8 protein-coding genes are annotated in these 14819 nt (G+C 41.0%); 2 read left to right on the top strand and 6 right to left on the bottom strand.

The window, feature by feature from the left end:
• Positions 1-33: 33 nt before the first annotated feature.
• Together LOC50_RS02120 and LOC50_RS02115 are read right to left on the bottom strand one after the other, a co-directional pair.
• Positions 34-1758, bottom strand: a complete 1725-nt coding sequence (locus LOC50_RS02120; protein WP_250653533.1) for a sodium:solute symporter family protein — start codon at positions 1756-1758, stop codon at positions 34-36.
• 10 nt (positions 1759-1768) lie between these two features.
• Entirely contained in the window at positions 1769-2032 is a 264-nt protein-coding gene (locus tag LOC50_RS02115; protein ID WP_008464847.1) for a DUF4212 domain-containing protein, read from the bottom strand.
• A 461-nt stretch (positions 2033-2493) separates the two neighbouring features.
• Here LOC50_RS02115 and LOC50_RS02110 point away from each other — a divergent pair, with 461 nt between their 5' ends.
• Entirely contained in the window at positions 2494-5934 is a 3441-nt protein-coding gene (locus tag LOC50_RS02110; protein ID WP_214552698.1) for a hybrid sensor histidine kinase/response regulator, read from the top strand.
• Between the two features lie 49 nt (positions 5935-5983).
• Here the strand turns inward: LOC50_RS02110 and LOC50_RS02105 are convergent, their stop codons facing one another.
• From LOC50_RS02105 to LOC50_RS02095, 3 genes are all read right to left on the bottom strand, one after another.
• Entirely contained in the window at positions 5984-8590 is a 2607-nt protein-coding gene (locus LOC50_RS02105) for a DUF2339 domain-containing protein (protein WP_250653532.1), read from the bottom strand.
• Positions 8591-8665: 75 nt separating this feature from the next.
• Positions 8666-9565, bottom strand: a complete 900-nt coding sequence (locus tag LOC50_RS02100) for a GGDEF domain-containing protein (RefSeq protein ID WP_250653903.1) — start codon at positions 9563-9565, stop codon at positions 8666-8668.
• A gap of 71 nt (positions 9566-9636) precedes the next feature.
• Complete coding sequence (locus tag LOC50_RS02095) at positions 9637-10221, bottom strand: YqaA family protein (protein ID WP_250653531.1); 585 nt, start codon at positions 10219-10221, stop codon at positions 9637-9639.
• A 145-nt stretch (positions 10222-10366) separates the two neighbouring features.
• Here LOC50_RS02095 and LOC50_RS02090 point away from each other — a divergent pair, with 145 nt between their 5' ends.
• Positions 10367-11599: a TMEM143 family protein gene (locus LOC50_RS02090; protein WP_250653530.1), complete on the top strand. Its 1233-nt coding sequence runs from the start codon at positions 10367-10369 to the stop codon at positions 11597-11599.
• A gap of 78 nt (positions 11600-11677) precedes the next feature.
• On the opposite strand, the gene LOC50_RS02085 is transcribed toward LOC50_RS02090, so the two are convergent.
• Positions 11678-14815, bottom strand: a complete 3138-nt coding sequence (locus tag LOC50_RS02085) for an efflux RND transporter permease subunit (protein WP_250653529.1) — start codon at positions 14813-14815, stop codon at positions 11678-11680.
• Between the last annotated feature and the right edge of the window lie 4 nt (positions 14816-14819).

The following is a 14819-nucleotide window of genomic DNA, read 5'->3' as shown; positions in this document are numbered from 1 at the left end:
GGCTTTGATGCGTTATATCATTAGCTATATGGATTAGTGAGCATGCGCTTCACTAGACCCTTTAGGATTACGAATGCCTTCCACCATTTCTTGGATTTCAATTGGTGTTGGTTGAGTCATTTTCATTACAACTGCCGCTACTGCAAAGTTAATGATCATACCTACTAAACCAATCCCTTCAGGTGAAATACCTAAGAACCAATTTTCTGGGCTATTAAGCTCAGGGCTCACAAACTTGAAGTAGATGATGTATGCAGCAGTAAAGGTGATACCCGTTACCATGCCTGCAATTGCACCATGTTTATTCATTGATTTAGAGAAAATACCCATAATAATTGCAGGGAAGAAGCTCGCCGCCGCTAAGCCGAAGGCAAAGGCAACAACCGAGGCCACAAATCCTGGCGGATTAATCCCAAAGTAGGCGGATATTACAATAGCAATCATCGCTGCTAACCTCGCTGCAAGTAATTCTTGCTTGTCGGTTATATCCGGTTTGAGTGTCCGTTTTAGCAAATCGTGCGATACTGAGGTTGAAATAACCAATAGTAAGCCCGCTGTAGTCGATAGTGCCGCGGCAATACCACCAGCAGCAACGAGTGCAATAACCCATGCTGGTAAGTCGGCAATTTCAGGGTTCGCTAGTACCATAATATCGCGGTCAACGTTTACTTCGTTCGCGCTATTAGGGTCAGTGATTTTACCTGATGTGTAAAACATTTTGCCGTCACCATTTTTATCATTAAAGGTAATTAGGCCTGTACGTTCCCAGTTTTTAATCCAAGCTGGTGCATCTGCATACGCTGTGCCGCTACCGTCTTTACCATTAATGGTGTCAATCATGTTTACACGGGCAAACGAAGCTACTGCGGGTGCTGTTGTGTAAACAATAGAAATAAATACCAGTGTCCACGCCGCTGAAATACGTGTGTCCTTTACGCGAGGTACAGTGAAAAAGCGAACAATTACATGTGGTAAACCAGCAGTACCGACCATAAGAGCACCTGTGATTGCAAATACATCAATTATGCTCTTCGAGCCTTCAGTGTATTGACCAAAGCCCAACTCAGCACTTAAACCATCTAATTTATCCAATACATACATGCCTGAACCATCACTTAGCGTGGCACCAAACCCTGTTTGTGGGAAAAAGTGACCGGTTGCCATCATCGAGATGAAAATAGCCGGTACCAAATAAGCAAATACCAGTACACAGTACTGCGCAACTTGCGTGTAAGTAATGCCTTTCATGCCACCAAGTACAGCATAAAAGAAAACAATAATCATGCCGATGTAAACGCCGGTTTCAATTTCAACTTCTAAGAAACGAGAGAACACCACACCCACACCACGCATTTGGCCCGCAATGTAGGTAAAACAAATAAAGATGGCACATAAAATAGCCACTAAACGCGCAGTACGTGAGTAGTAACGATCCCCGATAAAGTCTGGTACAGTAAACTTGCCGAATTTACGTAAGTAAGGCGCTAAACACATGGCCAGTAGTACATAACCACCCGTCCACCCCATTAAGTAAACACTACCGTCATAGCCAGCAAACGAAATAATACCTGCCATTGAAATAAATGACGCAGCACTCATCCAATCCGCAGCAGTTGCCATACCATTGGCTAGTGGAGGTACACCACCACCGGCAACATAGAATTCATTTGTTGACCCTGCACGAGCCCAGATTGCAATGCCGATATAAAGCGCAAAGCTTAAACCGACGATTATAAAAGTGAGTATTTGAACATCCATTGCTTAGCTCCTATTCGTCTACGCCATATTTTTTATCTAACGTATTCATTTTGAAAACGTACACAAAAATCAAAGCTACAAAGGTATAAATCGCGCCTTGCTGGGCGAACCAGAAGCCAAGTTTAAACCCAAAAAAACGTACTTCATTTAGTACATCTACAAGTAATATGCCAAAGCCAAAAGAGACCACAAACCATACCGCTAATAACTTAAACAGTAATGAAATGTTTTCTGCCCAATAAGCTTTTGCTTGTTCTTCATTTTTAAAAGCCATTTTTATTTTCCCCTTTAAACATCGCAAGATTACGATGGGTGGTTTTTTATATTCGTTAATCAATTTAGCAACGCTACTCAAATATTGAATTGCGACAATGGTCGTAACAATGTGTTAACGTTTTTGTAAACTGTAGGCGTTTAATTAGTAAACAATAAGTGAACTACTTTAATTTCAGTAAGTTAATTAATTTTTTTGCGAGATGTTTACGCCAATTTTTGAGTAAAGCGTGGGAATAAGACATTAGTCTAACCAAACAACCAATTTAAAATAAAACCTTAAAAATCAAATGGTTATTTTATTTATAGATAATATAAATAAAATGTATACCCCTAACTTAATCCACTGCCAGGTATTGTAAATAACCAAACGGCCTCAAATGCCAACTGACGCTCGCATCTTGAAATAGTTTGGGTATAGTTATGGCAAATTATAAAAATATTCTACAAGGTTAAATAAACATGACGGCTGTACTACTCATTGTTGCCTTTGGCTACATAGGCGTGCTGTTTTGGCTGGCTAATTGGGGGGATAAAACCACGCCACTTGCCAAGCGTATTAGTCATCACCCGTTTGTGTATTCATTTGCACTAGGTATTTATTGCACTTCATGGACTTACTACGGCTCAGTAGGCACAGCAGCGACCAGTAGCTGGAGTTTTTTACCTATATTGTTAGGCCCCGCTTTATTGTTTTTTTTCGGTCAAGGCTTTTTACGTAAACTGGTACTGGTGAGTAAAAAACAAAATATCACCACTATTGCCGACTTTATTTCAGCCCGCTATGGTAAGCGTCAAACCACCGCCATTATGGTGACAATAATCGCCTTATTGGCCACCATTCCGTACATTGCATTGCAATTAAAAGCACTCAGCTCTAGCTTTTTACTCCTACAAAACAGCAATCAGATATCAGGGGATATTTTGGCGCTATCGGCCACGTTAATGATGGCGTTATTTGCTATATTTTTTGGTACGCGCAAAGTTGATGTAACCGAATACCGTTCAGGTTTAATGCTCGCTGTAGCGTTTGAATCTTTAGTTAAACTGTTTGCCTTAGCCGCCGTTGCTGGGCTTGCGATATACAGCTTATTTAATTTACCTACAGAGAGCTCTAGCCAAGTCGCCGAGTCTATTTGGATGTATTGGACACACTTTGACTTTTTTAGTTTTAATTTTATCGGCCAGTCACTTATGGCAGCAGCGGCTATTATTTGTTTGCCACGCCAATTTCATGTAACCGTGGTCGATAACCAAGATAAGCGCCATTTATTCACTGCGCGTTGGGCCTTTCCGCTGTATTTGCTATTAACAGCAGCAATGATTTTACCTATTGCCACCGCTGCGATTCACCCCGAAATAGGCCGCAGCTTATCACCAGACAGCTTTGTACTGGCACTGCCTATGTTGCACGATAATGCTTTTTTAACTACGTTTGTGTTTATTGGAGGGCTTTCAGCAGCTACAGCCATGATTGTTGTAGCCACATTAACGTTAAGTACCATGATCTCAAATGATGTGGTACTGCCGTTAATGTTACGTCGTAAATTTAAACGTAACTTAATTACCAGCAGCTATAAGTCTCGTATTTTACTGGTGCGTCGATTTACCATTGCTGGGGTGCTTATTTTAGCTTACTTCTATCAGCAATGGTTTGGTAATGGCAGTGCACTGGCTAGTATGGGATTGGTTGCTTTTTCATTGGTATCGCAACTATTGCCTGCCATTGTAGGTGGCTTATATTGGCGAAAAGGCCATGCCTATGGTGTCTATGCCGGGCTACTCGCTGGGGTTATTTGTTGGGTATTGTTTTTAATGTTGCCTATTTTAGATGCCCCCAACCCACTAGACAGTGAGTTACAACAAACCCTAATTACACGCGGTACACTTATCGCGTTGTTCGCCAATATTGGCTGTTACATTAGTTTTTCGCTAGGGGCTGAAGAGCGCTTAATCGATAAAATTCAAGCGGCTGCTTTTGTTAATCCAAAAGATCAGGCTATTTTATCGCGCCGATTAAATAAAAATGTAAAAGCCACGGTATACGACTTCAAAATACTGCTACAGACCTTTTTAGGCATTCAACGTAGCCAGCAAGTATTATCACACTATGCGCTTCATCACGACTTAAACGACAACAATGCTCACCCTCGCGCTGACTTTATTGCCTACTGCGAACGTGCACTTACTGGGGTATTAGGTGCCTCGTCGGCGCAAGCGCTTATTCATACCGTATCGTCGGGCAAACGCATGGCGTTTGAAGAGGTGGTAAACTTTTTTGATGAAACCACACAAGCACTGCAGTTTAATCAAAACTTGCTGTTTACCTCGTTAGAGAACTTAAGCCATGGCCTATCCGTTGTAGATAAAGACCTTAACCTCGTGGCTTGGAATAAGCGCTACAGTGAAATGTTTAACTACCCCGAGGGCTTTTTACAAGTTGGCCAACCTATTGAGGAAATAATCCGGTATAACGCAGAGCGCGGTGAATGTGGCCCAGGTGAAATTGACCGTCATGTTGATAAGCGAGTTCAGCATTTAAAAAATGGTAGTTCACATCACTTTATTCGCCATCGTCGAAACGGCCAAGTGTATGAAATGATTGGTAACCCACTTCCTGATGGCGGATTTGTAACCAGTTTTTCTGATATTACTACTCACATTAGTACTCAAAATGCGCTAGAAGAAATTAATATGGACTTAGAAAACCGTATTGAAGCCCGCACCCAAGAAGTACAAACGATTAATAGTAATCTACAAGCACAAATAGATAGCCGCGTACAAACAGAGCAAGCACTTACTTTAGCCAAGCGCGAGGCAGAACAAGCTAATGATAGTAAAACTCGCTTTTTAGCATTGGCCAGTCACGATATTTTACAGCCATTAAATGCTGCACGTTTATACCTTGCCGCGATTGATGAAACACAACTAGACACCACGAATAAAAATAATTTTAATAAGCTTGGCGACAGTTTAGATTCAACTGTGCATTTAATGTCGGCCTTACTCGAAATTGCAAAATTAGAACAAGGCGCAATGACCCCAAGCCCACGTCACTTTTGTATTGACGATATTTTAGACCCTCTCAAAAGTGAATATGCCATTTTATCAAGCGATAAAGGACTGTCATTTACAGTGCGCTCAAATAAGCAAATAGTGCATAGTGACATTACCTACTTGCGCCGAATACTACAAAACTTGCTTTCTAATGCGATTAAATACACCGAAAATGGCCAAGTACTAATTGCCTGCAGAAATCGTAAACACAGTTTACGCATAGAAGTATGGGATACAGGCCCAGGCATTAGCGATATTGAACAGGCAAAAATATTTAACGACTTTTACCGAATTGAAGCGGGCGACAATAAAGGCGTAGGCCTTGGTCTAGGGGTAGTTAAACGTATGGCTGATTTACTGAGCCTGCCGATTGATGTGGTTTCTTTACCTAATAAAGGCAGTCGATTTAGTATAGAAGTGCCTTATGGTGATGCGCAATTAGTGCAACAAAAACAAACAAATCAAAATATCGTAGACAACCGCGCTGCGATTAATATTATTGCCGTTGATGACGATCCTGAAAACTTAGCCGCGATGGCCAGCTTATTGAAAAAATGGCGGGCAAATTACACCTTATTCGACAAAGTTGATGCTGTGTTAGCGTATGCTAAAGCGCATGCAGCGCCCGATGTTATTTTAATGGATTATCAATTAGGTAATGATTGGGATGGCATTACTTTAATTAAAACACTGCGAGAGACTTGGCAAAGCGACATTCCGGCAATTTTAATTACCGCGGTGCGTGACACCGAGCTAAAACAAACAACCAAAGCTGAAAATATTCATTACCTAAGTAAACCAGTAAAACCAGGTAAACTTAAGGCCTTGCTTAATCATAGTACTTAACCACCAATAAACGCTTAAGCCCAGTAAAGTACTGGGCTTAAAGCTATGCTTAATTGCTATAATTACGCTTTCTTAGTTTTTGGAACAACCAACTAAGCCCGACTAACGAAAGCCCTAAGCCAATAAACGATAATGCCTTTAAAAGCCCAGTTAAATTAGCCATATCAATTAAAAATACTTTAACAATTACTGCACCAAGAACCCCCAAACCAACATTTTGTAATAATCGCAGCTGTTTTAAATGTCCGGCGATCACCACCAATGCGCCAAGTAATAACCAAATAACCGAATAGCTATATAGCTCGGCGTCACTGGTTGCCTTATCAAGGTAAATAAAGCCGCCTTGCCAATATTGGCGGATCAAGGTGTTGATAGCTAACAGGGCTAATAAACCAGACACACCGAGTGTAATTTGACTCAATTTAGCATTTAACGATTTAACTAAACTCGCTAACCATAACGCCAGCAGGCTCGGGACGAACCAGATTAAAAGCAGCCAGTTAAATATTGGCGTTTCACCAACATAAAGACGCATTAATAACGGATTATCATCCAACGTTGTATTGATTAATAATAAGCCAGCTAACGCTGATAAAATCAAACCTGCAGTGCGGTATAACTTAACCAGCTGCCCTGCACTTTGCGCGCGATATAAATAAACGCAGCCTAAAGCAAGCAAGTTACAGCTGAGCAAAACTTGCTCATAAAAACTTAAAGAAAAAAGCTGTGGGTAGTGCCCTACCAGTTGATAACTGGTTTCGGTTGTCACAAATAACGCTAAACAATGCAGTGCCGCCCCCTCTAACCATATTTTTAGTTGTGAGGTATTAAAACATTTAGCCGCTGCAAAAAATAACCCAATACACAGCGGGTAAACAACTAAGCTCCAATGCAAATCAAAGATAGTTAGATCATCATAACTAGGCGTCCACGGCGATAAGGTAAGGCGTAAAAGTAATGCCGCCACAAGGGCTTTTATTGGCCAGTGTGGCATAGCCACACTGTATTTTTTTATTAATAAGCTCAGCAGTAATACTTGAATAGCCAGTGCAATAGTAAGGCCGCTATCGCTGAGTAACATAGTAATTGCTAAAGTGATATTGGCGTTTGCTCCCACCCAATAACTAAAACGCTGCCATAAGGTTGTATTATTTTGCGTAAATTTAATTAACACCGCACTCATTAAACATAACAATACCGCCCAAAGTGGATAAGCGGTTGCTAAAGCCGTATTTGGGATCATCGCATACAAAGTGCCAACTAATGCAAACACGCTTAATGAAGCAAGCAAATGAAAAGCTAATCGTTTTGGGTATTTATTACCAAAATAGAGTCCATAGCCACTTAACCCCAGAGCAAGTAATAAGCCAAGCCCGTATTCGTTTTTAAAAATAAATAACGCATCATCAAAGGTATAAGTTTGTTTAGCACTGATCACTAATAACAGCGCAATCATTAAAGAGACTCCTTGCCATGCATCCCAACGACTATTTTTTAGCACTAAAAATAGAAGTAAAGCGATGCTTAACAATGCCACTACTTGCCACTGTAAATTAAACACACTCAACAACATGGCAATCATTAAAGGCGCCATAAAGGCCAGTAATAACCCGTGATCTGGAAATAAATTCACTAATCGTTTAAAGCTGTGCGGGCGTGCTTCAAGGGTGTTGAAGGTTAATCCTAAGCGTGCAATAGCGATTAACCCTAAAATACTTAATAACGCAAAAGCACCTATTAACCACACTGTGTCGTAGTTAAATAAAGTGAGTCCAACCAAGTACCAACCAATATGCCCTGCCCATAATAAATACCACAGCCAAACGCGCTTTACTTTATGTGCCACTACTGTCGCAGCAACACTCACAAGGGCAACATAAATAAGCAAAGAAAATAACTGCCCGCTGCCCGTATTCACCCAAACAGGGACACTGTATGCGCCTATAATGCCAATTACAGCAAGTAAAGGACCTAACTTAATCGCCATTGCACTGGCGCACAAAGCAATCACTGCTAAGCCAATAAATGCCCACTCAGCACTTAGCATACTAAAGCTGTTATAGGCCAAAAACATTAAGGCAAAGCAAGTCATAAAGCCGCCACTAGCCAGGGCTGCAGGAATGTAATTATTAAAGCCTTCAAAAACGATACGTTTATAATGTAAATAATACGCTGCGGCGATTAAGCCAATGCCAAATAATCCACCGGCACTGAGCCTCATTGCAGGTGAAAGTAGCCCAGCCTCTAAACTGTATTTTGCTAAAAATACGCCACCTAAAGCCAAAGCAATAGCACCAATCCAGGTCATCCAATTTTGCTCAAAGCCTGCACCTAACTGCTTAAAGAGCAGTTCAATACTCGATGGTTTTTTAGTTATAGTTTTACGAGCTGATGTAGCTTTAATGCTGGTTGGCTTATAAACAGCGGCTGGAATATCTGAGCTGTGTAGAGGTTTTACATTATCTATTTGAGGATCAGCGGGAGATTTTTCATTTATTGCTGCATTTGCGTTTAACTCAAACTGAAATAGTTTTAGTTTTAATGCGGCAACCTCTTGTTTAAGGGAGTTCAATTGCACTAAGGCTACTAACCCACATATGGCCCCTGCAACAATAACAATAGATATAATAATTGCTAATCCGATTAACTCATCCATACAATTCCTTTTTATCTCGCAACAAGAGTTCCCAAAAATAGCACAAGCGAAGTCTATTTCATAAAATTACGATGTTTAAGCAAACTCAAGGCGATCACGGCCTGCTTTTTTAGCGCGGTATAATGCTTGATCAGCACGTTTCATTACATTATCAAAGGTCTGGGCGCTTGTACGATGCGCAATACCGATACTGACCGTTAAAGAACGCTGATTTTGTACTGTAATAGTGCGAGCAGTCTCTAGGATAGTCTGCGAGAAGTTAAGTACTTCATCAAGCTCATAACTAGGCAGGTAAGCGGCGAATTCCTCCCCCCCTATGCGAGCAAAAATATTTTCATCTTTAAAAAGACGATTCACTTTATCAGCAAACTGTTTAAGCACCTTATCGCCCACATCGTGGCCATAATCATCATTAATACGTTTAAAGTGGTCGAGATCTATAATTAAAACAGTGTAAGGATTATTAACAACCCCCTTCACATGCTGATAAAAGCAGCGACGGTTATACACTTTCGTTAAATCATCTATAATAAATTCTTGCGCCAAGCGGGTGTGCATTCGCTGCATAAAGTGCATGGTTTTAAATAAACCATAAGCGGTAATTAGCATACCTAATGTGCGACATAAGTCTTCTACGTAATTACTTATCCAAAAAGGCTGACGTATCACTTCATCGAGCACATCGGCAGTAGAGCCTACAATCCATAGCATTAAACCGATACTGACATATAAATACGCTTTTTTAGCTAACCGTGAACATTGCACTACAAAAAAAATAGCAAAAATCACCACTAAATTAATAAAATCAGTGGTAAAGCCATAGAGGTTTTGGGTTATGTTTAATGGGGGAAAGCGCATTAACGAAAAAATTGAGAAAGCAATAATAAACGCCAGCGTCATCAAAATTAACAGCTTATTTAATCTGGTAATTTTAACAAAGCGGCTGAGCTTGAGGCTCACTTTTTCCGGATTCAGCATAAGCTATATCTACATTAGATTTATAATTATTACTAAAAACTATAACATAAATTATAAAACGGATTAATTTATATTAATGTGCTAATGATCCAGCCAACGGCAACTAAAATAGTTAACCCAATCATAGTTTTAGTTTTATGTTTACTGATAAGTCGCTCAGCTTGATTGCCTGCATAATATACCACTAACGCTAACCCAAAATAGCGTATGGAGCGGGCAATCGCAGATGCCACTAAAAACAGTGCCAGCGAGTACTTAGTTGCGCCAGCGGCTAGCATCGCAATTTGAAACGGAATAGGCACAATACCTAGGCTTAATACAAACCAAAAACCTTGTGCCTGCATTTTTTGCTTAACGTTTTCAAACTGTTCAGGACTAGAAAAGGTATTAATGATCCAATCGCCCACTACATCAAATAAATAATAACCCAACGCATAACCAAACAACGCCCCAATAACACAGCCGATTGTTGCCATAAGGGCAATTTGCCAAAGCTTTTCCCGCCTTGCCTGCATTAGCGGTACCAGCACCGCCTCGAGTGGAATGGGCACTATGGTGGATTCTAAAAACGAAGCAAACGTGATCCCGCTGAGCATATTTTTAGACTCAATAAACTGACGTGTTTTTTGCTTGAGCTTTTTTTGTATAGCCATAAACGTCCTGTTAGCAATTATGTAAGTGATTAAATCATCTCATAATAAGGTTAATGCTGCCTGAAGAAATACAGTCAACATAGTAATCAGTAAAAGACTGCTTTATTATCTTTACATATCATTATACTTTTAAAATTTTCACCATATGCAAACTGCTCGCTACATTCCCTTTAGAAAACACGACATCATTACAATGTGCGTCAAAGAGCTTGCTAAAGACCAACAAACTTCTTTTAAGCAGCTTTGTGAACTTTTAGCTAGCTTAATTCACTTTCAGTACCATGGCACACTTGAGTCATTAAAAAATAATTACGCGCCTTTTGATCCAAATAGCGATACTCGTTTGATAAACAGCGTGACTGATGAACAAAAAGCCCAGTGCCAACGCGATTTTGCTAAAGATTTCGCCAACGTATTAAACGCGGCTAATTTTGAAGTGATCACCCATCAAGACCTACAAGATGCACTCAACGAAGAATCGCTTTTTAAAGTTCGCCTTGAGGTAGAGTTTGAGGATTTTGAAGAAGTGGTTTTTTATCGCAGAGGCGAATCGCAACTCACCGAAACCATAACCAGTTTTTGGGGGTTACGTAAAAAGCCACTGCATTTTACCAACTACGATCGCGTAGCAGTATTTATCCGTTTTAAAGATAAAGCCTATTTTGAATCAAAAAATAAACTACCTATGGGGTTTGAGCCAAGTTCGACCATAGTAAAACTATTTCAAAATGTGCCAAAAGCTGACTTAGAAATGCTGTTTCCGAATAGCGAAGTGCGGATGCGCCCGATTGATAAAATTATTATTGGCTCATCTGCACTTATTGGCGGTGCTGTGGTGTTAGTTACCAAACTGGGCGCCTCATTACTTTTATTGTTTGCTTTGTTTGCATTTTGGGGAGGGTTTAGAGATGAAGCCGTTACCATGACTCAGCAGCACTTTATTACGTTAGCCATTGGTATTGGAGTATTTGGCAGTTTTGTGTTTAAAGAGTGGAGTAAATTTAAAAACCGCAAAATTAAATTTATGAAAGCACTGAGCGATAATCTGTACTTTAAAAACCTTGATAACAACGCCGGTGTTTTTCATACCCTTATAGACACCGCCGAAGAAGAAGACACAAAAGAAGCCCTGCTTGCTTATACGTTTTTACTAAAATCAGAAAAAGGTCTAAGCGCACAAATGCTTGATGAGCAAATAGAGACGTGGTTTAAAACAAAGTATAAATGCGAGCTAGATTTTGAAATTAGTGATGCACTTGAAAAGCTCACTCGGATGCGTTTAGTAACCTGCACTAACAATGTGTATAGTGCAATAAATTTAGATCATGCAAAAACTATTTTGGATGAGCGCTGGGATAACCTGTTTCAATATAATTAATGTGCAAAGTTTACTTAACAACAAAAAAGCAGCTGTCATTACAGCTGCTTTTTACGTTACTTAACAAGATGCAATTAGCTAAGCAGCTTGATGCCTAGTAAACTTTGCATGCACTAATTTATAAAGTGCAGGTAATATTAATAGCGTAAGCAGAGTTGATGAAATAATTCCGCCAACCACAACCGTTGCCAGCGGCCTTTGTAGCTCAGCGCCGGTACCAGTATTTAGCGCCATAGGAATAAACCCTAAACTCGCCACTAAAGCAGTCATTAGTACTGGGCGCAGGCGCGAAAGCGCACCTGTTTGTATTGCATCTATTAAACTAAGTCCATCAGCTCTTAATTGTTTAATAAACGACAGCATAACCACACCATTTAATACCGCTACACCACTCAGCGCGATAAACCCCACACCCGCTGAAATAGAAAGCGGCATATCTCGCAGCAATAATGCTAATACCCCACCGGTTAGTGCCAGTGGTACACCACTGAATATAATCAGTGAATCACGCAGCGAGCCAAAGGCACTATAAAGTAAGCCAAAAATAAGCAATAAAGTCACAGGCACAACCAGCGATAGCCGTTTACTCGCCGATTGTAATTGCTCAAACGTACCGCCGTATTCAAGCCAATAACCGCTAGGTAAGTTAAGTTTTGCATTCATACTCGCTTGGGCATCGCTTACAAAGCTGGCTAAATCACGCCCTGTCACATTGGCCGTTACTACCACATTACGCTTGCCGCTTTCGCGATTTATTTGATTCGGGCCTTTTTCAATGCTAATTGTAGCCACTTCTCCAAGCGGTACAAATGCAAGCTCAGGGTTACTACTTTGAGGTAATGCGACAGGTAAACGCGCAAGCGCAGAGACATCAGCAGACCAACGCTTATCTAAGCGTACTAATAACGAAAAGCGCTTATCACCCTCATAAATGAGCCCTGTTTGCACCCCGCCAACGGCAGCGGCAAGCGTTTGTTGAATGTCGTTTACAGTTAATCCTAGTAGCGCCATATGATCTCGCATTGGAGTAACAGAAAGTGTAGGCAAGCCCTCCATTTGCTCTAAACGAACATCGGTAGCACCGGTAATATTTCGTATTAAGCCGGTGGCTTTTTCGCCAAATTGCTTAAGTATGGCTAAATCGTCACCGTAAATACGCAGCGCTACATCGGCACGCACACCGGCAATTAACTCGTTAAAGCGCATTTCTATAGGCTGGGTAAATTCATAGTTATTACCCGGTACCTCATTCACACGATGACGAATTTGCTGCACTAACGCGTCTTTACTTAGTGACGGATCAGGCCATTGCTCACGCGGCTTTAACATTAAAAAAGTGTCGGCAACGTTAGGTGGCATAGGATCGCTGGCGACATCTGCTGTGCCAATCTTTGAAAATACGTTCGCAATTTCAGGCTGCTCTAATAAAGCCTGCTCCAACTGCTTTTGCATTTGCACCGATTGTTCAATACCGGTGCCAGTAATACGCAGCGCATGCATTGCAATGTCACCTTCATCAAGCTGAGGTAAAAATTCGGCGCCCATATTTTTAACTTTAAAGCCAAGTACTAGTACTAAAACCGTGGCAATGCTCACCATCAGCCACGGTAATTTAAGCGATAAGTTAAGCATTGGCTTGTAGATTTTTTTAACACCACGCATTACTGCATTTTCGCTTTCATCTACTTTACCACGCACAAATACGGCAATTGCCGCCGGCACAAAGGTAACAGCAAAAGTAAGTGCACCTATTAACGCAGCAACAACAGTAAACGCCATAGGCTGAAACATTTTGCCCTCAACACCACTCAGTGCAAATAGCGGTAAATACACCAACATAATAATTAAAATACCAAACACCGCCGGGCTGAACACTTCTTTGGTGGCTGATGTTACAACCTCTAAACGCTCACTGAGTGTAAGTAAGCGACCATGTTTATGTTGAGCCATCCCTAATTGACGAAGGCAGTTTTCAACCACAATCACCGCGCCATCAACAATTAATCCAAAATCGATTGCACCTAAGCTCATTAAGTTACCCGAGACTCGATTACCCACCATGCCTGTAATAGCAAATAGCATGCTCAACGGAATAACCATGGCGGTAATAAGCGCACCTGTGATGTTCCCGAGCAATAACAGTAAAATGACGATAACTAATACCGCCCCTTCAAACAGGTTTTTTTGTACTGTGGCAATGGTTTTATCAACCAGGTTGGTACGGTCATAGACAGGCTCAACGATAACCCCTGCAGGTAAGCTTTTTTGTACCTCTATCAACTTGTCAGCCATGGCTTTGGCAACCACACGGCTATTTTCACCAATTAGCATCATTGCCGTGCCTAATACGGTTTCCTCGCCATTATAAGTAGCCGCGCCAGTTCTGAGTTCTTTTCCTAAGTATACATTTGCCACGTCTTTAATTCGCACAGGAGCATCATCACGCTTAGCAATAACGGTGTTTGCTATATCCGCTAATGTTTTTAATTGCCCAGGTGAGCGCACTAAATATTGGCCGTCAAAGCGCTCTATATAACCGGCTCCGCGATTGCTGTTATTAAGCTCAAGTGCACTAATAACATCCTTGATTGTTAGCTTATAAGCGATGAGCTTTTCTGGTATGGGCGCAACTTGGTACTGGCGCTCAAAGCCACCTTGGCTGTTTATTTCGGTTACGCCTTTTACTTTTAAAAGCTGCGGACGAATAACCCAGTCTTGTAAAGTACGTAAATCTTCGGCGCTGTAAGGCATACCATCACTTTTTAACGCATCGGGCTTTGCATGCACGCTATAGGTAAATATTTCACCTAAACCACTGGCAATAGGTCCAAGGTTTGGCTCAACATTATTAGGTAAATCGGCGCGAATACTTTGAATACGCTCTGATATTTGTTGGCGCGCCCAATAAATATCGGTGCCTTCATCAAAAATAATGGTTACTTGAGAAAGCCCATAGCGAGAAAGCGAACGGGTATAATCAAGCTTAGGAATACCCGCCATCGCTGTTTCGACTAAGTAAGTGATACGCTGCTCAACTTCAAGCGGCGTAAAACCAGGCGCTTTAGAGTTAATTTGCACTTGTACATTGGTAATATCGGGTACAGCATCTACCGCTAAGTTTTGGATGTTATACACACCAAACCCAGCAAATAAAAATGTTAGCGCAAGCACCATCATGCGGCGTTTAACCGCAAAAGAAACAATCCAGTTAATCATGGTA

This window comes from Pseudoalteromonas sp. SCSIO 43095 (assembly GCF_023650455.1).
Taxonomy (GTDB): Bacteria; Pseudomonadota; Gammaproteobacteria; order Enterobacterales; family Alteromonadaceae; genus Pseudoalteromonas; species Pseudoalteromonas tetraodonis.
Note: the sequence above shows the minus strand (reverse complement) of the source record. Positions and strands in the feature narration are given on the sequence as shown.

Bases quoted from the DNA above. Each gene is read 5' to 3' on its own strand.
- LOC50_RS02120 (WP_250653533.1), bottom strand. From the start codon at position 1,758: ATGGATGTTCAAATACTCACTTTTATAATCGTCGGTTTAAGCTTTGCG.
- LOC50_RS02115 (WP_008464847.1), bottom strand. From the start codon at position 2,032: ATGGCTTTTAAAAATGAAGAACAAGCAAAAGCTTATTGGGCAGAAAAC.
- LOC50_RS02110 (WP_214552698.1), top strand. From the start codon at position 2,494: ATGACGGCTGTACTACTCATTGTTGCCTTTGGCTACATAGGCGTGCTG.
- LOC50_RS02105 (WP_250653532.1), bottom strand. From the start codon at position 8,590: ATGGATGAGTTAATCGGATTAGCAATTATTATATCTATTGTTATTGTT.
- LOC50_RS02095 (WP_250653531.1), bottom strand. From the start codon at position 10,221: ATGGCTATACAAAAAAAGCTCAAGCAAAAAACACGTCAGTTTATTGAG.
- LOC50_RS02090 (WP_250653530.1), top strand. From the start codon at position 10,367: ATGCAAACTGCTCGCTACATTCCCTTTAGAAAACACGACATCATTACA.
- LOC50_RS02085 (WP_250653529.1), bottom strand. From the start codon at position 14,815: ATGATTAACTGGATTGTTTCTTTTGCGGTTAAACGCCGCATGATGGTG.